Source organism: Allocoleopsis franciscana PCC 7113 (assembly GCF_000317515.1).
Classification (GTDB): Bacteria; Cyanobacteriota; Cyanobacteriia; order Cyanobacteriales; family Coleofasciculaceae; genus Allocoleopsis; species Allocoleopsis franciscana.
Genome location: NC_019738.1, coordinates 3,815,567 through 3,839,836, shown reverse-complemented (window position 1 = coordinate 3,839,836; position 24,270 = coordinate 3,815,567). Strand labels below are relative to the sequence as shown.

The 24,270-nt window shown below is 47.4% G+C and carries 21 protein-coding genes; 12 read left to right on the top strand and 9 right to left on the bottom strand.

What is annotated here, in order from left to right:
* Window positions 1–203 precede the first annotated feature (203 nt).
* Together MIC7113_RS16100 and MIC7113_RS16095 are read left to right on the top strand one after the other, a co-directional pair.
* Entirely contained in the window at window positions 204–4,175 is a 3,972-nt protein-coding gene (locus MIC7113_RS16100; protein ID WP_015183218.1) for a WD40 domain-containing protein, read from the top strand.
* A 387-nt stretch (window positions 4,176–4,562) separates the two neighbouring features.
* Window positions 4,563–6,047, top strand: a complete 1,485-nt coding sequence (locus MIC7113_RS16095) for a tetratricopeptide repeat protein (RefSeq protein WP_015183217.1) — start codon at window positions 4,563–4,565, stop codon at window positions 6,045–6,047.
* A 5-nt stretch (window positions 6,048–6,052) separates the two neighbouring features.
* Here the strand turns inward: MIC7113_RS16095 and MIC7113_RS16090 are convergent, their stop codons facing one another.
* Window positions 6,053–6,865 (bottom strand): phosphate/phosphite/phosphonate ABC transporter substrate-binding protein, encoded by an 813-nt coding sequence (locus MIC7113_RS16090; protein WP_015183216.1) that lies wholly within the window; start codon window positions 6,863–6,865, stop codon window positions 6,053–6,055.
* A 209-nt stretch (window positions 6,866–7,074) separates the two neighbouring features.
* Between MIC7113_RS16090 and MIC7113_RS16085 the strand changes: the two genes are divergently transcribed.
* The 3 genes from MIC7113_RS16085 to MIC7113_RS16075 all read left to right on the top strand — a co-directional run bounded on the left by MIC7113_RS16085 (window position 7,075) and on the right by MIC7113_RS16075 (window position 9,669).
* The gene (locus MIC7113_RS16085) at window positions 7,075–7,665 is read left to right on the top strand and encodes a Crp/Fnr family transcriptional regulator (protein ID WP_015183215.1); all 591 of its coding nucleotides are present in this window, start codon (window positions 7,075–7,077) and stop codon (window positions 7,663–7,665) included.
* Window positions 7,666–8,316: 651 nt separating this feature from the next.
* Window positions 8,317–8,961, top strand: a complete 645-nt coding sequence (locus MIC7113_RS16080; RefSeq protein ID WP_015183214.1) for a hypothetical protein — start codon at window positions 8,317–8,319, stop codon at window positions 8,959–8,961.
* Window positions 8,962–8,979: 18 nt separating this feature from the next.
* The gene (locus MIC7113_RS16075) at window positions 8,980–9,669 is read left to right on the top strand and encodes a hypothetical protein (protein ID WP_216596324.1); all 690 of its coding nucleotides are present in this window, start codon (window positions 8,980–8,982) and stop codon (window positions 9,667–9,669) included.
* Between the two features lie 272 nt (window positions 9,670–9,941).
* Here the strand turns inward: MIC7113_RS16075 and MIC7113_RS16070 are convergent, their stop codons facing one another.
* From MIC7113_RS16070 to MIC7113_RS16065, 3 genes are all read right to left on the bottom strand, one after another.
* A complete protein-coding gene (locus MIC7113_RS16070) occupies window positions 9,942–13,409 on the bottom strand; it encodes a HEAT repeat domain-containing protein (RefSeq protein WP_015183212.1) in 3,468 nt (1,155 codons plus the stop codon).
* Between the two features lie 215 nt (window positions 13,410–13,624).
* Window positions 13,625–13,765, bottom strand: a complete 141-nt coding sequence (locus tag MIC7113_RS36505; protein ID WP_155898011.1) for a hypothetical protein — start codon at window positions 13,763–13,765, stop codon at window positions 13,625–13,627.
* Between the two features lie 69 nt (window positions 13,766–13,834).
* Window positions 13,835–14,017 (bottom strand): hypothetical protein, encoded by a 183-nt coding sequence (locus tag MIC7113_RS16065; protein ID WP_015183211.1) that lies wholly within the window; start codon window positions 14,015–14,017, stop codon window positions 13,835–13,837.
* A 403-nt stretch (window positions 14,018–14,420) separates the two neighbouring features.
* Here MIC7113_RS16065 and MIC7113_RS16060 point away from each other — a divergent pair, with 403 nt between their 5' ends.
* From MIC7113_RS16060 to MIC7113_RS16030, 7 genes are all read left to right on the top strand, one after another.
* Entirely contained in the window at window positions 14,421–15,758 is a 1,338-nt protein-coding gene (locus tag MIC7113_RS16060) for a four-carbon acid sugar kinase family protein (RefSeq protein WP_015183210.1), read from the top strand.
* A 451-nt stretch (window positions 15,759–16,209) separates the two neighbouring features.
* Window positions 16,210–16,713 carry a pentapeptide repeat-containing protein gene (locus MIC7113_RS33420; RefSeq protein ID WP_015183209.1) on the top strand — a complete coding sequence of 168 codons (504 nt, stop codon included), beginning with the start codon at window positions 16,210–16,212 and terminating at the stop codon, window positions 16,711–16,713.
* 114 nt (window positions 16,714–16,827) lie between these two features.
* Window positions 16,828–17,679 carry a septum site-determining protein MinC gene (gene minC, locus MIC7113_RS16050; RefSeq protein WP_015183208.1) on the top strand — a complete coding sequence of 284 codons (852 nt, stop codon included), beginning with the start codon at window positions 16,828–16,830 and terminating at the stop codon, window positions 17,677–17,679.
* The gene (gene minD, locus MIC7113_RS16045; protein WP_015183207.1) at window positions 17,676–18,473 is read left to right on the top strand and encodes a septum site-determining protein MinD; all 798 of its coding nucleotides are present in this window, start codon (window positions 17,676–17,678) and stop codon (window positions 18,471–18,473) included. The genes minC and minD overlap by 4 nt, the downstream gene beginning before the upstream one ends.
* Before the next feature lie 140 nt (window positions 18,474–18,613).
* Window positions 18,614–18,931, top strand: coding sequence for a cell division topological specificity factor MinE (gene minE, locus MIC7113_RS16040; RefSeq protein ID WP_015183206.1), 318 nt, complete (start codon window positions 18,614–18,616; stop codon window positions 18,929–18,931).
* 222 nt (window positions 18,932–19,153) lie between these two features.
* Window positions 19,154–19,867, top strand: coding sequence for a Crp/Fnr family transcriptional regulator (locus MIC7113_RS16035; RefSeq protein WP_015183205.1), 714 nt, complete (start codon window positions 19,154–19,156; stop codon window positions 19,865–19,867).
* A 131-nt stretch (window positions 19,868–19,998) separates the two neighbouring features.
* On the top strand, window positions 19,999–21,294 hold the full coding sequence (locus MIC7113_RS16030) for an NAD(P)/FAD-dependent oxidoreductase (RefSeq protein WP_015183204.1): 1,296 nt from the start codon (window positions 19,999–20,001) through the stop codon (window positions 21,292–21,294).
* 95 nt (window positions 21,295–21,389) lie between these two features.
* On the opposite strand, the gene MIC7113_RS16025 is transcribed toward MIC7113_RS16030, so the two are convergent.
* From MIC7113_RS16025 to MIC7113_RS16005, 5 genes are all read right to left on the bottom strand, one after another.
* Window positions 21,390–21,914: a DUF1499 domain-containing protein gene (locus MIC7113_RS16025; RefSeq protein ID WP_155898010.1), complete on the bottom strand. Its 525-nt coding sequence runs from the start codon at window positions 21,912–21,914 to the stop codon at window positions 21,390–21,392.
* Between the two features lie 61 nt (window positions 21,915–21,975).
* On the bottom strand, window positions 21,976–22,734 hold the full coding sequence (locus MIC7113_RS16020; RefSeq protein ID WP_015183202.1) for a HEAT repeat domain-containing protein: 759 nt from the start codon (window positions 22,732–22,734) through the stop codon (window positions 21,976–21,978).
* Between the two features lie 218 nt (window positions 22,735–22,952).
* Window positions 22,953–23,450, bottom strand: a complete 498-nt coding sequence (locus tag MIC7113_RS16015) for a GNAT family N-acetyltransferase (protein WP_015183201.1) — start codon at window positions 23,448–23,450, stop codon at window positions 22,953–22,955.
* Window positions 23,451–23,464: 14 nt separating this feature from the next.
* Window positions 23,465–23,686: a hypothetical protein gene (locus tag MIC7113_RS16010; protein ID WP_015183200.1), complete on the bottom strand. Its 222-nt coding sequence runs from the start codon at window positions 23,684–23,686 to the stop codon at window positions 23,465–23,467.
* 102 nt (window positions 23,687–23,788) lie between these two features.
* Entirely contained in the window at window positions 23,789–24,265 is a 477-nt protein-coding gene (locus tag MIC7113_RS16005) for an ABC transporter permease (protein ID WP_015183199.1), read from the bottom strand.
* Between the last annotated feature and the right edge of the window lie 5 nt (window positions 24,266–24,270).

The window sequence follows — 24,270 nt, the reverse complement described above, 5'->3', positions numbered from 1 at the left end:
CGTTAGAAACGAGGGGGGAGAATCTGATCAAAGTCCCCCTTTTTAAGCCAGAGCTTTAGTGAGGAGATTTAGGAGGATCTGACCGTTTAAGCGTTTTGATTATGACTTTTCAGACATCGTCTTAGGTTGGGGAGTGAGGAAGTGAATTGCAAGCGTACTTTTTGTATCCGTCGTCCGATCATTTAACTGGGCTTTTATGAGCCATGAACCCTGAAGAAGCACTGACCATTGTTGAGCAAGCTTTAAGTGAAAACCGTTTAAGCAAGCTGCAAGTGACGGTATTTCGTCATGCTTGGGAAGAACAGTCGTATCAAGCGATCGCAAAAACCTCTGGGTATGAGTTGGGTTATGTCAAGCAGACGGGTTCCCAGTTATGGCAGTTACTCTCCAAAGCCTTCGGAGAAAAGGTTACTAAAAGTAATCTTCAACTGGTTTTGCAGCGAAAAGCGAAGGAAAAAAGTCAGGAGTTAGGAGTCGTAGAGGCGAGTCATGACTCGCTCTTACAGGAGTTAAGAATCACCAAAAACCAACACCACCTAATCCAAAATCCAAAATCTAAAATTCAAAATCGCAGGGATTGGGGAGATGCTCCAGATTCATCCCTGTTTTACGGACGGAATGAAGAATTGGTAACTCTGGAACGGTGGATAGTTCAGGATGGTTGCCGACTGATTGGTTTGTTTGGTATGGGTGGTATTGGCAAAACCTCTTTATCGGTGAACTTAGCCAAACAAATTCAGGATGAGTTTGAGTGTGTCATTTGGCGTAGTCTTCGCAATGCGCCACCCCTTCAGGAACTCCTAGCAGATTTAATTCAATTCTTAGCCATTCAACAGAATGCAACACTACCCGATACTCTAAATGGTCGCATCTTAAAACTGTTGGACTGCTTACGTCAACATCGTTGCTTGGTTGTTTTCGATAATGTCGAGACGATCATGCAACCTGGCGATCGCATTGGCAGTTATCTAGTTGGCTATGAAAACTATGGTCAGTTATTGAAATGTTTGGGGGAAACTGACCATCAAAGTACTATCATGCTGACCAGTCGAGAAAAACCCAAAGAAATTGCTGCGATCGAAGGGAATTCTTTACCCATTCGCTCAATGCGATTAACTGGGTTGTGCAAGAGTGCCGTACAGAATATTTTCAGCGTTAAGGGCGATTTTGCTGGTTCAGCAGAGGAATGGAGGGTGTTAGTTGAACATTATGCAGGTAACCCTCTGGCTTTAAAAATGGTCGCTTGTGCGATCAAAGATTTCTTTGAGGGTAGTCTCGCCAATTTTCTCGAATGTTTGCAACAGGGGACTTTAGTTTTTGGAGATGTTCGAGATTTATTAGCTCACCAAATCGATCGCTTATCGGATTTAGAACAGCAGGTGATGTATTGGCTGGCAATTAATCGAGAACCTGTAACGTTATCCGAATTACGAACAGACTTTGTTCCCCAGGTATCCCTTGCTGATTTACTGGAAGCCTTAACGTCTTTAGAAAGGCGATGTCTGCTCGATAAAGCTACACCTACGCTAATTGAGCAGAATCGAACTCTGTTCACCTTACAACCTGTCGTCATGGAGTATATGACTGACCGATTGATCGCACGAGTTTGTTCAGAACTTAGTAGATCTGTTGGGGCGATGAATGAGTCGGGATTTCGTCTGTTCAAGACTCATGCTCTGCTCAAAGCTCAAACCAAAGATTATATTCGAGAAACTCAAATTCGCCTCATTCTCAAACCCGTTGCAGAGACGTTACTCCACGCTAATAGTAAGGAACAACTAGAAAACCATTTAAGAAAAATTATTTCAAAATTGAGGGGCAAATCATCTCAGGGAACAGGCTATATTGGCGGAAATATTTTGAACCTTCTTTGCCAACTTTCATCCGATCTAAGCGGTTGGGATTTTTCCGATCTTACGGTTTGGCAAGCGTACCTGGAGCGAGTTAATCTCCATCAGGTTAATTTTGCTCACGCGAATCTAGCAAAGTCAGTTTTTACAGATACACTAAGTCAAATCTTATCGGTTGCTTTTAGTCCCGATGGTCAGCTATTAGCTACTGGGGATGTGAATCATGAAATTCATGTTTGGCAAGTTGAGACGGGCAAACAACTGTTAACTTGCAAAATCGATGAAGGCTGGATTTGGTCTGTTGCGTTTAGTCCTGATGGCCGTTTTCTGGCTAGCAGTGCCAACCGAATTGTGAATCTCTGGGATGTGCAAACAGGGGAATGCATTAAGCAGTTTCAAGGATATAGCGATCGCATATTTTCCCTAGCTTTTAGTCCTGATGGTCGTCTCCTCGCTACTGGCAGCGAAGACCGTTGCGTGCGAGTTTGGGATGTCAGAACCGGTCAACTGTTCAAGATTTTATCAGGACACACTAACGAAGTTCGCTCTGTCGCCTTTGCTCCCCAATATTCTGCAAGAAGAACACAGAAAAATTCAGGATTTAGAGAACACCTATTACCCATTAACCCTACTCCCTTATCCTCGGAATATCTCCTTGCCAGTGGTAGTTATGACGGTACGGTGCGATTGTGGGATATTAATCAGGGCGAATGTTTAAGCATTCTAGAGGAACACACCGACCGAGTTTGGTCAGTTGCCTTCAGTCCAGATGGGAAAATCCTCGCCAGTAGCAGCAGCGATCGCACCGTAAAATTGTGGGAGGCTAGCAGTGGGAAATGCCTCAAATCTTTATGGGGACACACCCAGCAAATCCGAACTGTTGCCTTTAGTCCGGATGGAAAAACCCTCGCTAGTGGTAGTGATGACCATTGTGTCCGTCTCTGGAATCAGCATACGGGTGAATGCCTGAGAATTCTTCAAGGGCACACGAGTTGGATTTCGTCTATTGCCTTTAGTCCTGTTAGCAAAGCGGTAGCGACTTTAGGTGCTTCGGATTCTTTATTAGCCAGTGGCAGTGAAGACCAATCTGTAAGGGTTTGGGAGACACGCACCAACCTCTGTCTGAAAACCATCCAAGGACATAGTAATGGAGTTTGGTCGGTCGCGTTCAATTCTCAAGGGACGACTCTGGCAAGTGGGAGTCAAGATGGTGTAATTCGGTTTTGGCATAGCAAGACAGGGAAAAGTATCAGAGAATTCCCAGCACACAGCAGTTGGATTTGGTCTGTAACATTTAGTCCCAATCGTCACATCCTTGCCAGTGGCAGTGAAGACCGAACGATTAAATTATGGGATATCCTGGGTGAGCAACATCTAAAAACCCTGACAGGACATAAGGATGCTGTCTTTTCTCTCCTCTTTAGTCCTAATGGGCAAACCCTATTCAGTGGGAGTCTCGACGGCACGATCAAACTTTGGGATATTCTTACAGGTGAATGCCGCCAAACCTGGCAAGGGCATAGCGGTGGCATCTGGTCAATTAGCTTGAGTTCGGATGGGAAACTTCTCGCCAGTGGTAGCCAAGACCAAACGCTCAAGCTGTGGGATGTTGACACCGGTTGCTGTATTAAAACCCTGCCAGGGCATCGGAGTTGGATACGCGCTTGTGCTATTAGTCCCAACCAGCAAATTCTGGTCAGTGGTAGTGCAGATGGCACGATTAAGCTATGGCGGATCAATACGGGAGAATGTTACCAAACATTGCAGGCACACGCAGGGCCAGTATTGTCCGTTGCCTTTGACCCCGATGAGCAAACCTTTGCCAGTAGCGGTGCGGATGGGTTTGTAAAACTCTGGAATATCTCGTCTTTGCCAAGCTGCCAAATTTTGCACGGGCATGATAAATGGGTGCGGTTCCTTGCATATAGCCCTGATGGTCAAATTCTGGCAAGCTGTAGTCAAGATGAAACAATTAAATTATGGCAAGTTAAGCCGGACGGTTTTCCGATATCCTTGTCTCACTCTTCAACGTTGGTTAGGTCTAGAGAGTACGACACCACTTGGATGAGTACGTCTATCTCTTCGGGAAAGACAACTCTGGGGATGACTCCCACAGGGGGTGAGTATCAGCTTGGGTTGACACCGGGCAAAGGGACAATCAACAGAAGACAAACTCAAAATTCTCAAGGCGGTTTCAGTGCACGAATCAAAACCCTGCGGATTCCTAGACCCTACGAGGGGATGAATATCACGGATATCAAGGGTTTGACAGCCGCTCAAAAATCCACACTGAAAATGCTAGGGGCTGTGGATGACAGGAGTTGAGTTCCAATCAGGACTTAGGCAGATAATGGCTCCTAACAGAGCTGTCACCAGAGTTGAAGCTGTCACAAACTATACATGTAGAGAATATAAGAGTTAGTAAAGTCATCCCACTAATCAACACATCGATGCCTGATTAGGTCAGCATAAAAGGCAGATATGGTCAGGCTATCAAACCCAATTTGAGGCGATGCTCGAACGTAGGTTTCTGAGCCACTTACACCTTCGTTCAGATATCGGTTTTTCTCCAATAGCCATCTCTTGCAGTCTACTGATCGCTATGCGATACTCTCTTAATTACGGTATTCCGACCGATTTATCGTAGATTGTGACAGGGGCGACCTCGGTGGAATCGGTGGGGTATAAAAAAGGCCATTTTGGGGCACACAAATGTTACAAGATTCTCAAGGATTAGACGTTACTACAGATTCGCCGGAAACCATTGCGGCTATTAATCGCTATACTGACCAGGCACTTGCCTATGGTAAGGACGCCGTGGCTATTTTTAAAGGAATAGAGTCCGATCCCGAATGTGCGATCGCCAACGCCCATGCCGCCGCGTTATACCTCTCCCACGAAACAGCGGAGTCACGTCGTCAAGCCTTGCCTTATCTCCAAGCCGCTAAACAGTATAAAAATAAAGCCACGGAGCGGGAACAGCTTTACATTTCAGCGGTTGAAGCTTGGGCAGCCGGTGCGATTGATAAATCCATCGCCTACCTCGAAGTCCTTACCCAAAAGTTTCCCCGTGATATTGTGGCAGTACAAATGGGTCAATACCACTACTTCTATCAGGGGAATCCAGAAGCACTCCTCTCAATTGCCGAAAAAGTTTTACCCGCTAACCGCGAAAATCACTACCTATACGGCATGATTGCCTTCGGTTTAGAGCAGTGCCACCGCTTCGACGAGGCGGAAGGCATGGGACAACTAGCAACCGAAATGAACCGAAATGACCCTTGGGCACACCATGCAGTTGCTCATGTGCTGGAAATGCAGGGGAGACTGGAAGAGGGCATTCTGTGGATGGAAAGCCTCTGTGATACCTGGGAAAACTGCAATTCCATGCTCTACACCCATAATTGGTGGCACATCGCTCTCTATTATTTAGAGAAGCAACAGTTTCAGAAAGTTCTATCGCTCTATGACACTCACGTCTGGGGTCGGGCTGGGAAAGACTCATCCAAAGACCCAATTGGAGCGATTTCCCTGCTGTTGCGCTTGGAATTAAGAGGGGTCGATGTGGGTAATAGATGGCAAGAACTCGCCCCTTATCTCACCGCACGAATTCACGAACACGCCCTACCCTTCCAAGATTTGCATTACATTTACGCTCTATCAAAGGCCGGTCACGCGCAGCAAGTGACTGAGATGCTGTTGAGTATGCAAGCGTATGCCAAAACCGCTGACTCTTCTGTACAACGGGCATGGAATGAGGTTGCTGTACCCGCCGCACGAGGAATGGCAGCTCATGCTCAAGGAAAATGGGAAAGAGCGATTGCTGAACTTGGCCCAATCCTGGGTCGCCTACACACCATTGGGGGTAGCCATGCCCAACACGATTTATTTGAACAAATTTATCTGGATGCTTGGTTGCGTGCCAATCAAAACCATGAAGCGATTAAGTTGTTAGAAAAGCGTTTTGCCTCCCGTCGTTACATTCCTTTGCTTCAGAATGAACCGACTGTAACATCCAGTCCCCAAGCTCAGGGACTAATCCAATATCCCACGGGGAAGCTGATGGCAAAGTCGAGAATGACCATTAAGCCGAATCAAGCCACGCAATGGATTGAAGACTTATGTCAGTCCAAAGGTTCAGCCTTGGCTCAAACTTACGCCAAACTGGTTGAGGTGGTCGGACATCTTAGTGCTTGAATCGGTTAAGCGATCGCTTCATATCCTGCTTCTACCGCCGCGTCGTACATTATTGCCAGTTCCTCGTAATCTTCACACTGCACAGGAACGTATTTCTGAATGTGCGATCGCGTCATTGCCGCTTGCAGTTCTGCATCCGGTTCACACAGCGCCGAACGTAAGGCGTTAATCAAACTTGAACCCAGCCGTTGTGCAGCCACTACGGGGGGCATCGGGCAGGAGCCAAGGGACTCAATCACCCGTAAATAGGGCGAAAATTCCGGAAAATCCCGCAATTCTTGCTCTAGCACCGTGCTATCAATCGCCGAACAATCCGCCTGTCCCTCAATGACCCATCGGATAGAACGCTGATGGGAGCCGGATTGCATCACCTGACGGAAAAAGTGACTGGGGTAACCCCCCTGAATCAGCCGTTGTCGCACCAGGTTGTAACCACTGTTCGAGCCGGGATCATTATAGCACCAAGTTTTACCCGCTAAGTCAGCAAAGCTTTGAAGGTTGCTTTGGGTGTTGACAATGATATCCGAGAAGTAGATCGGGCGATTTTCATAGCGACTCGCTTGCATCACTGGCGCAACTAACGCTTGGAGTTGACTGGAAATGACTCGATGACGCCGTGCGAAGGGCAAGCCACAAATAAAAGCCATATCCAGCCGATCCTCTAGCATCATCGGGTCTTCTAGGGGGTCATACTGACTCTGCACCACTTGTGTTTCTATCCCTAATACCTGGCTCAAGGATGCCCCAACAGCCTCATAGAACCCAAACATATTGGGAGCGAGGTAAGAGACTAATTGGAGTGGGTTGGGTTGGCTCATTGGGAAATGAACGATTAATGTCTTCCCATCCTAAACTGTGAAATTGAGGTAGTAGCCAATATTCCAGCTCGGTTTAGTTGTCTTTAGGCAAAAACCACAGTTTATCTATCGGGATATAGAGGTTTCCTGTTAAAATTCCTTTTACCCCCTCTTTGGTAACCGTAGGCACTAGATGCGGTCAAAGATGTTTCACAATCAGGATGAGTGAAATGGCTGCTTTTTCGCTGTTATCAACTGACTCTGTTGACATCAAACGAAGTCAATTTGAACGTCGAGCTGTACTTCCCTCCAGCCGAGATTCTTTGTGGCAAATTGAAACCGGCGCGGTTCGCACCTTGACCCTGCTTGAAGACGGAACAACAGTCACGCTGGGAGTATGGGGCAAAGGGGATGTGGTGGGTCGAGTGCTATCAAAGGCAGACCCGTTTCAAATGGAATGTCTCACGCCTGTAGAGGTCATTCGCCTCCCTCTCGATCAGTGGTACCTCGTCAATGAAGTCCTGATTCAGCATATTCAGCAATATCACGAATTTTTAGAAATTCTTCATTATCGTTCGATTGATGTTTCGCTGCTTCGATTGTTGAATTGGCTCGCGAGAAAGTTTGGTCAACAAGTTGAGCAAGGACAACTGATCGATCTGCACTTAACTCATCAAGAAATTTCGGAAATCATTGGGACAACCAGAGTTACAGTAACACGGCTCCTCAATGACTTTGAAAAGCAGGGGATGATTGAGCGCCTCTCTCGTAAACGGATTGTTCTCCAAGAAAAGCAGCCGTTCTGGCACTATGAAATTTGAGTGTCTGTGACATCCTCTAAGGGTCAATGTTACTTCCGAGTGGGGTTTTTCGTCCCCCGTCCTCGTATGAACTCCGGCCCAGATCCCCCGCTCTCCCGTCCCCACAAAAAAAGCGGCGGCGTCTTGTCGAGGCACGCCGCCAGCCAACTATCCCAACAATTGAAAAGACTTATACCAACGCTAACATCTACGATTCTTGTTCGAGCAAATCTTCAAATTAGAAGATTCTGGTTTATCGATAGATTTTTAGTTTATAAAAAAAATAGCGATCGCAGGTGTTGGTCAAACACCTAGGTTGAGGATTAGTTAAGCTGGATATGATCAGTCTGTCTGGTTTACATCCATCTCAAGGGTGACAATGCTCAACAAGTCGTTTATTGCATTTACGCTGATGGGTAGTTCATTTCTCAAGGGGTCTAACCTTAGTTTAAGGGAATGAAGAGGCTACAGTGTTCAGCAACAGCGAGTGAAGAAGTCACCAACAGGGTAAAAGTGATGCCCCTATAGCTCCTAGACCTTGTGACAACGATAAGACTCACGACGCCGCTAGAGCGATAAGCTCATGATTGCAGACTGTCCACGCAGGGGATTCTACTGCAAAGAACACGAACCCGTTTTCCTAACCGAGTTGTCGCGATCGCACCGCCCCCAATGCAAACTGATTTACAAGGATTGGAAATTACCAAGGGAGAGATTAAACACTGTAGCGGTGTCAGCCTTGATGCTGTGTTTAGACCCCCGACGCTCAGAAAATTTATCTCTGAGCTGGGCAAAACTTCCCTCGTAATTCTTTTGATTTGTTTGAGTGGTTTAGTTCTCAGTGTGTTTTTTCCGGATCAGATGCTTTCGCTCATTGCCATTGATCTTATTGCGTCTGTTGTCTTAGTCTTAGATGATTTGAGAAAGATTCGTTTCAGTTATAAAAACCGAAATCTTGCCAGGATGTTTGAAGATGTCAAACGATTTAATTCTGTGATTAAAGCGATTGACCTCAATGACCAAATAGAAGCCGTCGGCAATCTGGGTGTAGGCTTGCAAAACCGAGAGAAGGTGATTCACGCACTGAGGCTAGCGAGAGAAGATATCCTTCGCGCCTTAAAAACAGAACGAATTCTCCGGGAAAACCAAAAATTTATTCAATTGAATTATGAGCTGTTTGAAACGAACCTAACGGCATTAACCTCCTTGCAAGTCAATGGTCAAGCAGGTGAGTATGGACACTTTTTGAATGAAGCCTTACAAATTGTTGTGGATGTCCGAGAAGAAATGAAAAAATTACAAGATCATCACTTTTAGAGGATACAACTGTATTGATTGGCTCTAAAAGGAGTAGCGCGTTCTGTGCAACCGGATTTGCAGGGATTGGAAATTTCGCCCGGAGAACTCAGACACCTGACGGGTGTTGACCCAACGGAGGTATTTAGACCCACAATCCTCCATAATTCAAAACAGCGATTGCATTTCTTATTTCAAGAAGTTTTGCTGAGTCTTGCTTTAATGCCAATTATCGTTGGTTTGCTGCATGTGTTTGTGATTCTGCCTTTCATCGGTTCTTCACTCATTGCCACTCTGATTACTTTGATTGTCGTGCCAATTGTGATTGTAGGAGTGCGGTGGTTTTGGTTAAAACGCAACAGTTCGATGACTTTATGCTCTTTGTTGGATGAAGTGGATCGATACAATACTGTGATTAAAGCCATACATATTAACGACCAGTTAGAGGCGGCTGGAACAACCGAAATTTTAAGTGAACGCCACAAAGTCATTGAAGCGCTGACGCTAGTGAAAGAAGATTTGGTGAGAGCGTTGAGAGCGGAGAAGATTCTGCGAGAAAATCGGAATTTTCTGATGAGTAACCCTGAACTGTTGACAACGAATTTAAGAACGGTGCAAACTCTGCAAGTGAATGACCTAGCCAGTGAGTATGGGCGTCTGCTCAATGAAGCGTTGCAGATTGCGACTGGTGTTCAAGAAGAGATGGCGAAATTACAGAATAAACGTTGAAGCTTTGATTTTGTTCTTTCTTACTAATCGGCTGTGCCATGAGGGGACGATCGCTTGACTTATTCATTTTTTTTTCGTACTATTTTTTTATAGTGGAAAAATATGTCCGCATATAGATAAAAGTTCGCATCATGGGTGCAAACCACTCGAAAGGTTGACTGAAGAAGATACATTATTTAGAGCGATCGCACTCGTGCCGGAAGCTTTTTGAGTTCCGGAAGTTATCGACCAAAAAGTAATCCAAAATCCCCATCTCTCACTTTTCTCTCTCTTCACTCTCTCCTGTGCGAACTCTGCGCCTCTGTGGTTCGTTTAAGAAAGGGGAGAGTCAACCCAGATTTAGTATAAACCCCTCGAAATCTGGGGTCGCCCATGTGGTCAATTAACCGTGTTTCTGCTTCAGTACTCTCACCCAGGAAGTTTTGCATCAAAAAGAAGTCCATAATTTTGTCGTGACGGAAATACCATTCTTTCTGGGCTTTCCCCTCCCTATCCCACGACTGACGGCGGACGACCATTTTGTATTTCTTATCTGCCAAAGCCTGTAATTCTTGGGGGAATTGCCCCGCCGGGAGAGTGTTTTCATCATTAAGCCGCATTTGGTAAACGGCTTGGGAGAATCTTTCCAGAGGAAATTCGTACTTCCATTTGTACCAAAATTCCTCTGCCATCTGGTTATATTGCTGTTCTTGCAAGCGGAACAAGTCAGGGGTGTTGCCTTGGGAGAGCATCAGGGCGACAAGAGTCAAATCCATAGGGTTGGAAAGAATTCGTTGTGCCGCCTCTAACTCTTCGGGCGGTTGCTGGAGGTTGAGGGCATTGGCTAAGTATCGAATGCAGGCATTTTTGTAATATTTCCCCTGAATTTTGGCATCTTTGAGCAGTTTGGGCTGGCGGGAAACCAAAAACAAATCAATTTGGTGGGATTCTAGGGGTTGTAAGTAATACGTCTTGGTGGTTGAGGGGGGTATCCACTCCAAGGGTTGGGTCGTCATGATGATATTACCCCGGAAAGAGCGATCGACAAAATCGGTGATTTTTGCCCGTGTGTCGGTGCTGACTTCGTTGAGTCCGTCAATACAGATATCAATCGCACCACTATAGATGAGGTTTTTCAGGAATCCGGCATCTTGGGCTTGCCCGTGCATCTTGTTTTGGATGGCTTTAATTACACCCTTGTCGCACTTTTGGGCGGGGAGGTAGACAAAAATACGCTTGGAGTTTGCCACTACATGGCGTAGAAACATCGATTTGCCCAAACCGGAATCACCTTCTAAGATGATTTGCCCCTGAATCTTGGGGAGTGCCTGGGTAAGCGCTTTGATTTCTTTTGAATCTGGAATGATGACATTAGACTCTGGGAAGTAGGCGTCGTCATCGAAATGCTCTAATTCTGCATCGGCGAGTAAGGATGGTTTGAAGGGTTCAAAAAGTTGGCGGCGGAAATACGGAACCCAGGTAAGGAGAAAGCCCACATAGCCGACACCGAGAATCTTCCTGATCCAGGGGTTCCAGAAAAAGACAGCTAGGGTGTGGGGAAATTTAGGGTAGGCGAAAATTAGGGCAAGCCAAAAGGCAGCATGAATCAGGATGATGTTTTGGGCAAGGGAAAGCCATCTCCCAATTACCACATCATGGATGGCTGAGTGCACCGTATCGGCTTGGTTGTACCCGCCTTTTTTCAGGTTGTTGTAGTGATTTTGCAGCAAGGGAATGTCCTGGGGTTTCCAAGACGCCCTGCGGGCAACCCTAGCTATTTTGGTTGCTAAGTCTTGTTGTAATCGTTCCAACCCCTGACTTCCTATCCAGGCATCGCGCAACACTTTCAGTGTTTTCTTGCTGTCTTCGTAATTGAATTGAGTCGGAAGGGATTGAGGATTACCAAGCCATTTGAGCAGCGTTTTCACATCATTCGTGCCACCCCCGAAGAAATAAGCCAAAAACCGCCAAGTTTCAAAGTTAACGTTTTGGTGATTGGGTTCGTAAACAGAATTCAGGATGACAACAACCTCGTATACCTGTAATTTTCTAAGATTACCCAAGGCTTGGGCGCTACTGCTACGAACTCCTGCGTCTACCTTTTCATCTTGGATGATATCGGCGATGTCTTTAAGGTAAGGTGTAGCCGCTTCCTTGAGATTGCCCAACGCTTCTGCCGCAGAGCTCCGCACGGATGGCTTCACCTGTTCATCTTTGAGAACGTTAAGGATATCTTTGATATAAGGTTGAGCCGATGCTCCCAAGTTGCCCAACGATTCTGCCGCAGAGCTCCGCACAGATGGCTTCACCTGTTCATCTTTGAGAAAGTCAAGGATATCTTTGAAGTCGGGTTGAGTCACCTGCCCCAAATTGCCCAAAATCGGTGCGGCACTGCCCCGCACGGATGGCTCAATATTTTCATCCTTCAGGAAGTTGAGAATATTTTTCAGGCAAGGTTGAGCCGATGCTCCCAAATTGTTGAAGGCTTCTGCCGCATTACCCCGAATGGATGGCTTCACCTGCTCATCCTTGAGAAAGTTGAGGATATCACTGATATAAGGTTGAGCCGCTTCTCCCAGGTTACTCAAGGCAATGGCTGCACTGCCCCGAATATCTGCCTCAACCCGTTCATCCCGGAGGAAGTTAAGAATATCTTGCAGGTAAGGTTGCGCCGCCTCTCCCAAATTCTCTAAAGCGGATGCGGCAAAACGACGAACATAGCTTTTCACACTTTCATCCTTGAGAAAGTCGAGGATGTCTTTGAGGTAAAGTTGAGCCGATGCTCCCAGATTGCCCAAGGATTCTGCCGCAAAGCCCCGAATCCCGGTGTCCACGTTCCTATCCTTAAGGAAGTTGAGGATATCTTTGAGATAAGGTTGAGCCGCTTCTCCCAGGTTACCCAAGGCTTGTGCCACAAAGGCGCGAACTTCAGCGTTCACCTTTTCATCCTTGAGGATGTCGGCAACATCTTGGAGGTAGGATGGAGTGGTTTTTCCCAAGTTGCCCAAGGCTTGTGCCGCAAAGCCCCGAAAGTATACGTCCACGTCTTCATCTTTGAGGAAGTCGAGGATGTCTTTGAGGTAGGGTTGAGTTGCCTTTCCCAGTTTGCCTAAGGCAACGGCTGCACTAGCGCGAACATAAACATCCGCTTGTTTATCCTTGAGGATGTCGGCGATGTCTTTGTGGTAGGGTTGAGCCGTCTCTCCCAGGTTGCCCAAGGCGACTGCCGCACTGCCCCGAACATAGACGTTCACCTGTTCATCTTTGAGGAAGTTGAGGATATCTCTAATGTAAGGTTGAGCCGATGCTCCCAGGTTGCCCAAGGCGACTGCGGCACTGCCTCGAACATAGACGTTTACCTGTTCATCTTTGAGAAAGTTGAGGATATCTTTGATGTAAGGTTGAGCTGATGCTCCCAGGTTGCCCAAGGCAAGGGCTGCACTGCTACGAACAGAAACGTTCACATTTTTATTCTTCAGGATATTGGCAGTTTTCCCAGCGATATCCTCCGGTTTCTTAAGTGCCGATTTTAAGTCTTGGGGCTTGTACTGCGCTAATTTGTCGAAAGCATATCCCTTGACTTTGTCCTGGCTGTCGTCAAGGGCAGCCACGATACCGTTTATGTGCCAAGGTTGCGGCTGCGGGTTGGCGGGTTTTTGGGCATTCACCCAAGGGAGGCACAGGAGGAGAGTCAGCAACAAGGTAAAAGGGAAAAGGTAAAAGGGAGAAGGCTTTCGGGTTGTGCGAGGAGTGTTGAGCATGAGTGCACGATAGAGCACGATTCGGGGCAGGGCGGGGGAACGGAGAGATTAATCGATGGTTAGTATTAACTCTTAAGATAGATGCTCTATAGCACAACAACGAGTTCATCCACAGGATGAGGGCACAGCAATGCCGTGCCCCTACAAAAAAAATTGGTGTTCCTCGCCCCTCACCGAGTCCGCAATATCTGCACGAAAGCTTCTCCTAGATTTCTCTAGATTTTTTTAAGCGGTAGGTAAAGATGAAGGGTTTCGGGTAAGTTTAGCGATCGCGTGGGAAAGGGTGAAAGGTGCGATCGCATCTTTTTACCTGCAATTTCATTGATAAGTACGCCACAGGGTAAGGGCACGATCATAGTCTGGCTCCCCTCCCCTTAATAAGGGGAGGGGTTGGGGGTGGGGTGCTTTGTATTTTTACAAGAGGTCTACTGTCCGCGTTCTGTCACGTCAAACACGACTTTAAACTGCATACTTGGCACTCGCTGACGCAACAGCCGCAGATGTCCATCCGCATCTGAGTTCTTAGAATATCGCCCAATCATCGCCCACTTCCCCGTTGGCAGTAAACGAGCCACGACCCAAGGCTTAAGGCATTCTTTGTACGTCATAATTAAATTTGTCTCCTGAATAGTTGGGAGCCAGAGCCAGCCAGTGACTTTTTCGGGGTTCCAGGCTGGCTTCTGACTTTGTTGCGCGTTGCAACAATATTACTTTATCAAAGTAATTAATTATATGCAAGTAATTTTTACTACTTGTTAGGATTTTCTCTTAGCTGTCAGTGAACTGATAAACTGTCAACCGACAGGGGAATCAATCAGGGTTTAAGCCCACCCAATTCACCCGTATTTTTTACCCCCCTAGGGTGTGTGTTCACACCCTTTGATCCCCCCCAGCCCCCCTTGAAAAGGGGGGAGAAGACTTTTAAAGTCCCCCTTTTTAAGGGGGATTTAGGGGGATCTTCCAGGTAAAACTCAATATGGACTGAAATGCTTACTCACTCTTCTATAAAAAATGACCACCAACCCTAAAATTATTGTTCTGGATGATGACCCCACCGGTTCCCAAACCGTCCACAGTTGCCTGCTGCTGATGCGCTGGGATGTCGAAACCTTACAACTCGGACTCCGGGATGACTCACCTATTTTTTTTGTCCTCACCAACACCAGAGCACTCACCCCAGAACAAGCAGCAGATGTCACCAGAGAAGTTTGCTATAACCTGAAAATCGCCCTAGAAGCAGAAGGAATAGAAGATTTCCTTGTTGTCAGTCGCTCTGACTCCACCCTACGCGGACATTATCCCGTAGAAACTGATGTGATTGCCGAAGAAGTTGGGCCATTTGACGCCCATTTCTTAGTCCCTGCCTTCTTTGAGGGGGGACGAGTCACCTGCGAAAGCATCCATTACCTGATCATTGATGGCGTTCCCACCCCCGTACACGAAACCGAATTTGCTAAAGATTCCGTTTTTGGCTATCACCACAGCTATTTGCCCGATTATGTAGAAGAGAAAACTAAAGGTCGTATTAAGGCTGAGGCTGTTGAGCGATTTTTGCTAGAAGATATCCGCAAGGGGTGTTTAGAGCGCCTCCAGATTCTCAGTTCCAATCAATGTTGTGTTGTCGATGGGGAGACTCAAACCGATTTAGACCAGTTTGCAGCCGATATTCTAATCGCTGCTGCACAGGGTAAACGCTTCCTATTTCGCAGTGCTGCCAGCATCTTAACCTCGCTGGCAAGTCTTCAACCACAGCCAGTCGCTGCTGCTGATATGGCTCAATATGTGCGCCAGGGGAAACCTGGTGCTGTGATAGTGGGTTCTCATGTCAAAAAGACAACCCAGCAATTAGAGCAACTCCTGCAAGCGTCGGGAGTGGTGGGTGTAGAGGTGGATGTATCGCACTTATTGGATGAGTCCCCAACGCAACGGGGTGAACTTTTAGCCAGTATTTGCGATCGCATCCAAGAAATTCACTCTGCCGGAAAGACGCCGGTGGTTTACACCAGTCGCCAAGAACTCACTTTTAAGGATGTGCAAACAAGGCTAGAGTTTGGAGTAGCGGTTTCAGCCTTATTAATGGATATCGTGCGCGGATTGCCAGCGGATATCGGCTTTTTAATTAGTAAGGGAGGCATTACCTCCAACGATGTCTTGAGTACAGGTTTGGCTTTAAGGTCAGCACGACTACTCGGTCAAATTATCCCAGGATGTTCAGTTGTACGCACACCGATTGACCATCCTCAATTTCCCAACTTACCCGTAGTACTATTCCCCGGAAATGTAGGGGATGCTAACGCCTTAGCGACAACTTACCAACGGTTGAGTCAGGTAGAAACAAATTCACCCTAGCGGAGTGTAATCGTCCATCGTTTCCGGCAAAAAGACAGAGGTTATCGGATTCGAGGTTTATCTATACTAGAAGGTAGGGGGCATGAATAAATCGTGCCCCAAAAAGTAATTGTGCTATACTTACTTTTTTCCACTCAGAGATTGCCTATTGTACATTAATTCTCAGTCTCCAAAACCGACGCCCTCATCCCCTTCGATTGCCGATATTCAGACTATCGGGAAGGGTATATTTCAATTTGGGCGCTTGAATTGATTGGGTTTAGCGGACTGTAGGGAGCAGTTCGAGACTGTGATATGCATCACATTTAGAAATTGATTCAATCACAAATTCTTGAGTACTATATCACGTTTTAAACGGATATAGTTCAATCTCTATTGATGATTTTCCTCAACATAGAACGCCAAGAAAAGTTTGAGCATTAAATCTGTAAATTATTGGGAATACAAAGATATGAAATTATCTAAACGCACGACTGATTACAAACCCCAACGACTCACCTCTGATGCCAAGAGGCAATTGTTAGAGCAACTAAAGTCGATTAAAATCCCGATCGATGAATTGCTGAAGCAGTATGCGGCAGGAGAACGTGATTTTCAGGGTGTCATTCTGAGTGAACAAATCCTGATAGATGTGGACTTAAGCCGAGCCAACTTGAGTGAGGCAACACTCCATAAAACCGTGTTAGAAGGCGCTAACCTAACCCGGACAAATTTATCGAGGGCAAATTTACGGGGAGCCAATTTGCGAGGAGCTGAGTTGAATGAGGCGAACCTAATGAAGGCGAACCTGCGAGAGGCGAACCTACGGGGGGCTGATTTAAGTGGGGCAGATTTGAGAGGAGCTGATTTAACGGATGCGGACTTAGGTGGGGCAATCTTACCCGACGGTTCAATTCTGTTAACCAGTCAACCTTCCAATCGCGTGATTTCTCCCTACGCACGAGCACAATCCTAACCCATTCCCGACTCGCTTAACTTAAACTGACTAGGTTCTCGACCGCAGCCTGCACTTGAGGTACGATGTCGTTTAGTTTAGTCGGACTCATCCGACGTAAGACCCTGTTGTTGCATGACTTCTGATTCGGCTCAACAATCATCTCTATCTACCGTTTCCGAGAGCGATTCCGTGATGTCCGACGTTGCCGAAAGCGACTCCGTGATATCTGACGTTTCCGAAAGTAACCCCGTCGTGGATTGCGACTCCCAAGTCCGCTTGAAACGGGAGGGGGAACAACTCCAGTTAATCTTGCCCCCGGAAACAGACATGCCCAGCTCTGCCGGTTGGTCTGATCTATGGCAGCAACTCAAGCAGCGCCTGAATGGCGGTGAACGCTTTTGGCAGGCTAATACTCCGGTGCATTTAATGGCTCAAGACCACTTGTTGGATGCCATGAAACTACAAGCGATCGCCGATGCTCTGTTGGAAATCCAGCTCCAACTTCAGCGAGTTTACACGACGCGGCGACAAACCGCTGTAGCGGCGGCTACCGGTGGTTACTCAGTGGAGCAACAGCCGCCTACTTATTCTCTTCAGACACAGAGAGAAGAACCGACCGAGTTCATCACAGAACCCCTATACTTGCAACTAACAGTGCGATCGGGTGTTGAGATTCGTCATCCAGGCACTATTGTTATATTAGGAGACCTCAATCCGGGCGGCGCAGTCATTGCAGCAGGAGATATCTTCATTTGGGGGCGTCTTCGAGGAGTGGCTCATGCTGGTGCCAATGGCAATCGAGCGTGCCGGATCATGGCACTCCAGATGGAACCGACCCAACTACGAATTGCGGATGCTGTCGCAAGGGCACCAGGGACGCTACCGGAACAGTTTTATCCGGAAGTCGCTTATGTGACCTCAGAAGGAATTCGCATAGCCAGAGCAACTGATTTTGCTAAGACCCACTTGTTGTTGAATTCATGAGTCGTATTATTGTCATCACCTCCGGCAAAGGAGGGGTGGGTAAAACTACTGTTACTGCTAACTTAGGGATGGCGATCGCACGTTGCGGTCGTCAAGTGGTATTGGTCGATGCGGATTTTGGACTACGAAACTTAGATTTGCTCTTAGGGCTGGAAAATCGGGTCGTTTATACCGCCATTGACGTTCTCGCCGGTCAATGCCGCTTAGAACAAGCGTTAGTCAAGGACAAGCGGCAGGATGGCGTGGTTCTGCTACCGGCCGCTCAAAGCCGGATGCAGGAATCCGTGACGCCGGCTCAAATGAAAAAGCTTTTGAGCGTGTTAGCCCAGAAGTTTGAATACATTTTAGTAGACTGTCCGGCGGGGATTGAATCGGGTTTTCAAAATGCGATCGCCGCAGCCCAAGAAGCCTTAATTGTCACAACACCAGAAATTGCCGCTGTGCGGGATGCTGACCGCGTTGTCGGCTTACTAGAAGCCCAAGGCATTAAGAAAATTCACCTGATTGTCAATCGCCTCAAACCCACAATGGTGCAAGCCGATCAGATGATGTCAGTGCAGGATGTACAAGAAATTCTGGCTATCCCCTTAATCGGCATCATCCCCGACGATGAACGGGTGATCATTTCCAGCAACCGAGGCGAACCCTTAGTGTTAGCCGAACATGTTTCTCTGCCTGGAATTGCCATGAATAACATTGCCAGACGCCTAGAAGGGGAGAAGATTCCCTTCCTTGACCTGATGGCAGAACACGATAGCCTGATCAACCGTATCCGCCGCTTATTTCGCGGTTAATGTTTTAGCCTGGTAGGGGCGGCGTTACCATTACCCGCCCTGAGTCTTGAAATTTAAAACAACTCAATATACAACCCCTGATCCGTGACCGCGTCTATTCATCACCTCTATAATGCAGATTCACCCCCCCGACAAGCCCCATGATTAGCGACCTTCTAGAACGACTCTTTCCCTGGACGAGTGCCAGCAACAGTCGGGCGGAAGTTAAACGCCGCCTGCAACTGGTTATTGCCCATGATCGCGCTGACCTGACTCCGCAGATGATAGAGAAGATGCGGAATGAAATATTGGAAGTTGTCTCTCGTTACGTTGAAATTGAAACCGAGGGATTGGAAATTGCCTTAGAGAGCAATCAAAGGGTAACCGCGTTAATTGCTAATCTTCCGATTCGGCGAGTTAAGGAAGAAGCACCCGTGGCTTCTGGTGGGGTAGAACCCGGAATTGACCTGATCGGATAGCGATTGGCGCTTGGCGATCATCAAGCTTGACTTGATATCATTTCATGTCCCGTCATAAAATCACACGATGCGGGAGTTTGGAGTGAGGAATGCGAGTCCTATAAGAGTGGGCGCTATGAAGCACTCACGACAAACAGGCTTTTATTAAGGGTAATCAACGGACATCATATCATCGGTTGTTTTTTGCTACTGTGCCAGTGTGACAGATTTTAGAGGTATTTGATGTCCACTCCCCAACAGGCACATCCGCTCTCATCAAACCGCCTGCTTGCTAGCTTACCGAGTGATGAACTAACCGCATTGCAGCCTCATCTGGAGCAAATCTCACTCTCTCTGGGGCAGTCCATCATCTTGCCTGATGAGCTTATCCCATTTGTCTATTTCCCGCTTAACGCATTGCTTTCTTTAGTGACGGTGATGGAGGATGGCTCAACGGTCGAAGCTGGCGCTATTGGGCGTGAGGGAATGGCAGGTTTGCCAGTGCTTTTGGATGCGGACACGACACCAATGCAAACGCTGACGCAAATTCCAGGTCAAGCCGTGCGTGTCAAAGCGGAGATCATCAAAGAGGCGTTCGACAAAGATGGAGCGCTAAAAAAAATTCTCTACCATTACATCCATATAACCATTGTTACCGGTTCACAAACGGCGGCCTGCAACCGTCTTCATCATATAGGAGCAAGGCTCTGCCGCTGGTTGCTTATGAGCAGTGACGGTGTAGGTTCAGAGGAACTTGCCCTCACACAGGAATTCCTCGCGACGATGCTGGGCGTAAGGCGTGCTGGAGTCAGCGAAGCGGCTAGTCAACTTCAGGATCAAGGTTTGATTCGTTACCAACGCGGACGCATCCAGATTGTAGATAGAAAGAGCTTGGAAGCATCCGCTTGCGAATGTTACAAGGTGGTCAAAGCAGAATATACTCGATTGTTTGGCTGAAGCTTATGGTGTGATAGCGCTGGCGTAATTATAAATTTAACTTAGTATCAATACACATTATGCTTTTGTCTGCAACTTGCTATAAGTAGAACATCTATTTTGTTCTCTGTACGGAGTCGTGCCAGAAAACTATGTCATCATCAACTCAACCGAAAGCCGTCACATCTACCACCAATAGCCCTCATCACCAAATTGTGATTGTGGGCGGAGGTGCCGCAGGCATTACTGTCGCCTCCCAGTTACTCGCCAAAAATAGTAAACTCGACATTGCCATCATTGAACCGTCCGACAAGCACTACTATCAACCCGCCTGGACGTTGGTTGGAGGAGGTCAGTTCAAGGCAGAAGATACGGTTAAGCCAGAAGCCTCCTGTATTCCTAGTGGTGTTACCTGGATCAAGGACTATGCTGCCGAATTTGACCCCGACAACAACATAGTGAAAACCCGCGAGGGAAAACAGGTCTCTTATGACTACTTAGTGGTGTGTCCCGGTATTCAAATTGATTGGAATGCGATCGCAGGATTGAAAGAAGCGCTGGGGAAAAATGGTGTATGCAGTAACTATAGCTTTGAAGGCGCTCCCTACACCTGGGAAACCATCCGCAATTTTAAGGGAGGGAATGCCCTATTTACCTACCCGGCAACTCCGATTAAATGCGGCGGTGCTCCCCAAAAAATCATGTACCTCGCCGATGATACCTTCCGCCAGAATGGGGTTCGCAACCAGACAAACGTTATGTTTTGCAGTGCCGTTGGTGCCATTTTCCCGGTTCCCGCCTATGCTGAACCACTGATGCAGGTAGTTAAGCGTCGGGACATTCAGCTAAACTTTAAACACAATCTAAAAGCCATCCGGGCTGACTCTAAAGAAGCGGTGTTTGATGTCACCACGGATGACGGGGTGAAAGAGGTCGCTATTCCCTACGACATGATTCACGTCACCCCACCCATGAGCGCTCCAGACTTTATCAAAACCAGCAAACTGGCGGGGACAGAGGGGCCAAGTAAAGGCTGGGTCAATGTCAATAAAGATACCTTACAGCACAACGTATATCCCAATGTTTTTAGTTTGGGGGATGCCTCTTCTCTTCCCATCTCCAAAACGGCAGCGGCTATCCGAGGGCAAGCACCGGTGCTGGTCGAAAACTTACTGGCTGTGATGCAGACTCACTCCCTAACTGGCAAATACGAGGGTTACACTTGCTGTCCACTGATTACAGGTTACGGCACCGTGATCATGGCAGAATTTGACTACACCAACCAACCTCTGTCCACTTTCCCCATGGACCCCAGGGAGGAGCGTTATAGTATGTGGTTGGTGAAGCGTCATGTTTTACCCTGGCTCTACTGGAATCGAATGCTCAAAGGTAAACAGTTTGAGGGAAAAGCTCTGAAGCTGAAGGGATGGAGACCAGCGATGACTTGAGAGGATAGTGTTGGCGAATCCAGGTAGGGTTAGACCCCTTTTAAATAGCCAGCATCTTTTACCCCCCCAAAATTCGGGGGGGAATAAAAAAGCCCCTATACTTTGCTTTTGAGTTCGCTCAGTGCGGCTCGAATTGTTTCAATTCGTTTACGGTTCATCCCCAAGTCCGACTGTCCCAGACGCGAGGCGGAGCGAACGTGGATGACTTTAGAACTGGAATCAAGTAAGAATTCCACATCATCGACATACCCCATAAGCTTAGTTTTGAATTCTGCGTAGAGGTAATTCTCGGTTTCTGTGATAATGGTTGTCCTATCCATGTTCTCAATGACTTTCTTGAGGTCAGCCATGGCCTGTGTGGGTGTTGAGTCAAAAGTTAAAGGCTCAATTTTATGCACAGCATCTTGGCTTTGGCTGTTGACGCAGTTGGGGCTGCTAGGGCAGGCGGCTAGTTGCCCAGATTCTTGGATACCGAGATTTGTAGGTCGTGTTCCGGCAAACATTGTCCCTCCTGAAAAAGCGAGTGTTACTCCCAACCAACAGATAGCAATGAGAACTAAGGATATGGTGATAATCAAGACTGACCGAAAAGGCGATGATTTTTGGGTCTCTATGCTCATTGGGCGGGTAAGTTGTTTTGTAAACTTTCTTTAAAAACCTTACCAAATAGCCGGGAGAGTACTAGATTAATCCTTCAATCTCGATCGCTTCAATTAGCTGAAGACCCCGAGGGTCACCCACTCTCAAGAGTGCAGCTTTAGCGTCTTCTTGAACCCCTAGGTCTTCATCTTCGGCAAAGGCTTCCAGCAAGCCATCAATCGCCCCTCCGTAGATGGCATTGGAGGGGAGTTCCCGGCATAGCTGTCCGATTGACCAGGCACAATTACTCCGCACCGCTGCCACTGGGTCTTGTTTCAAGGCTGTAATTAGGGGTGGAATGCAGGCGACAATGTCTCCATACTGCAACTGAGACATTTGCGCTAAAGCACTAGCCGCCCACAACCGCACGGCTGAAATCTCATTTTTCAGGGCGTCAGTCAGAGAAGGTAAAGCGCGGCGATCGCGGCAGTTGCCCAATGCCCAAACCGCACCTTTACGCACATAACCATTCCAATCGTGATTCAACTGTTCAATTAATGGCTCTACCGCTGTTGGACTCGGATTGCGTCCGAGGGCATAGGCTGCACTCACTCGTACCAAGGGGCACACATCTTTCAAAAGGTTAATGAGATGAGGAATAGCTCTCTCATCTTGAATTTCACAAAATGCCCGTGCTGCCAGCATCCGTTGCGGCGTTTCCCGTGCCGTTAACAGTGCCAACATGGCTTCTGGGTCAGGCTTGTGAGCTTCTGACTCGCTATCAATCGGCTCTATTGCATCTAGAGGGTCTTCTAGATCAACCGCATCGAGTACGCTCAGATCGTCATCATCATTGTACATAGTTGATAAATTATCCTATCCCACCCAATTTCACCAGTCTCTTCTCGCGACTTTTTACAACTGAAAATAGCCAAAGATTACATTATGTTAATTAAAATTAGATTGAGTCGGCTGATATTTCTAATTTAATCACGGCGAGCGGGGGTGCGGGGGTGCTGGGTGCTGGGGATCAGGGGTGCTGAGGAGCTGAGGTGCGGGGGTGCTGGGGTGAGGAGGAGCTAGGGAGAGAGAGGCTTGACCATCCATAAGGATTGAGTTTGGTAGCCCAATTGATGGTAGAGTGCCAGCGCAGGTTGGTTGGATTGAAAGACTTGGAGACCAATCTGGCGATCGCCCCTTACTATAGCCCAGTCTTCGGCGTGACGCATTAACTGCGAACCAATGCCCCGACGCCGATGTTCGGGCATCACGTAAAGTAAAAAAATATGAGCATGGCGATCGCCCCGCACCTGATCGATCGCATTCCCTAGCCAGATACAACCCACTGGCTGACGCCCAATGGATGAGTTTCCAGGTACCTCTACCGGCTCGTTATCAACCCACCACAGAGGTGTTTCCTTAGACAAGTACTGATTCACCGTTTGGGCGAGATGGGAAAAATCTTCCTGCTGTGGGAAAAGTTCTCGATAAGCCAGTTGGATGAACTTCATTAACATTGACCGTTCATATCCTGACCCAACGCGCAGCCAGTAACCAGGTAGTATTTGCTCAGACACTCGTGCGCTGGAGTCTAGTTGAGTGACCCAGCAGATGTCGGTAAAATTGGGGCATCTAGGGTTTCCAGGGGGGGTGTTGTATCGGGAGTGCGGCTGCTAACAGACTCAACATCCTCAATGGGTGCAGGTCCTGCCATATCTGAGGGCAAAAAAATCCGAGCGCTTACAGATAGGAGCGCCACTAAAAACACTAGCACGATCAGGAACGGAGCAATGTACTGACGAAAAATAGCCATATTTAGAACTGTAAGAGCAGAACTGTGTGAGAACTGAGCGAAGATTTGTAAATCCCTCGCTGTTTAGTTTAACGATTTGCCAGCCGAATTGAGGCATAGAAGCTATAAGCGATCGCGTTCCACATCCTCGATCGCTCTCTGCCAATACCAATTTTCCGGCATCCCAGGATGATTCTGCCTGATTCGATTGACTAACCGTTTGGCGGCAGCCTCATCACCCGCCAACAGATGGATCAGTCTGTATTGAAGTTCACGATCAACTGAACTCTGACTGAGTTGGGATTTTGTTCTGCGTCGGCGGATAAAGGGTGCCTCAACGGGAAGTTCGAGGGGTTCGGGTGGAACGTTTCGCGACGGTGACGACGGTTGTGTGCGTTGTCTTTTAATTAAAAGGAACAGTCCGTAAATCAGCAGGGCAATTGCCACCACTAGAAACAGAGTAATCAAAAAAGTGAAAGCGTCAACAGGCAAAAATCTTTGGATGAACTGGGATAGAAGGTAACCCAGTAAACCAGCCGCGACAATAGCGACAAATAGAATCAGTACTCCGATCAAGATTAATTGATTAAAGCTCATCATTTTTC